General features: G+C 44.0%; 2 protein-coding genes. One reads left to right on the top strand and one right to left on the bottom strand.

Annotation, left to right across the window (positions count from 1 at the left end):
* Positions 1–165: 165 nt before the first annotated feature.
* Entirely contained in the window at positions 166–561 is a 396-nt protein-coding gene (locus EOJ37_RS14295) for a helix-turn-helix domain-containing protein (RefSeq protein ID WP_127960524.1), read from the bottom strand.
* A gap of 102 nt (positions 562–663) precedes the next feature.
* Between EOJ37_RS14295 and EOJ37_RS14290 the strand changes: the two genes are divergently transcribed.
* A partial coding sequence (locus EOJ37_RS14290) for a CHC2 zinc finger domain-containing protein (RefSeq protein ID WP_155522519.1) occupies positions 664–859 on the top strand: 196 nt, incomplete at its 3' end.

Genomic DNA, 859 nt, shown 5'->3' with positions numbered 1-859 from the left:
AGCGCCAAACCAAAATATTTCACTCGCTCAAAGCGTTCATGCTGGGAGACTTTAACAATCTGCTGTTGTGACTTAGAATCACGCTTAGCCATAGTAACTACCTCTTTTAGTTGCTGGGGTTAGCGGGTTGTTGGTGTCGTCAGCATCTTCAACCCGCGCTCTTTATTAACTCTTTCCGCTATTTATCACTCTTTCAATTTGTGCTTTCTTCACAAAGCTATCTAGTACCAAAATCAAAGCTTGTTGATCGATGTCTGGTAACACATCAGCTTGCTGGCAGAGGTCATGCAAGATTTTATTGTGTATTTTCAATTCAGTAGTAATCGCTTTGCGTCCTACCAGTTCATCTAAGGAAACTTGCAATACATCGGCAATTTTGATCACCGTCTCTAAAAGAGGTGGATTGCCGCCTTTTTCCCATCGATTATAAGTTCTTGGATCTACTTCTAAAAGTTCAGCCAATCTGACTTGGCTCATTTTTCGTGCTTCGCGTAGCAAGCGTAAACGTTCGGCAAAAGCTGACATATCAATACCCACATACCAATCTGACATGTTCGCCATTGTATAAGCCCCCTCTCATTCAGCCTGTTGCAAATCTATAAAGATAGGTATATTGTAATCTACATCTTTATCTATTGACAAGTTTTTTTAGGAGGTAAGGAAATGCCCCGCATCAACGAAGCAGAGTTACAACACCTGAAACAAGCGGTGTCACTGGTGGCGGTGGCGCAGCAACAAGGGCGGGTGCTGATCAAACAGGGCAAAGAGTTGATGACGCTGTGCCCGTTCCACGATGAGAAAACCCCGTCAATGGCGCTGTCGCCAGAAAAAAATCTCTATCACTGCTTCGGTTGCGGCG

This window comes from Serratia microhaemolytica, assembly GCF_004011885.1.
GTDB classification, from domain to species: Bacteria; Pseudomonadota; Gammaproteobacteria; order Enterobacterales; family Enterobacteriaceae; genus Serratia_G; species Serratia_G microhaemolytica.
Note: the sequence above shows the minus strand (reverse complement) of the source record. Positions and strands in the feature narration are given on the sequence as shown.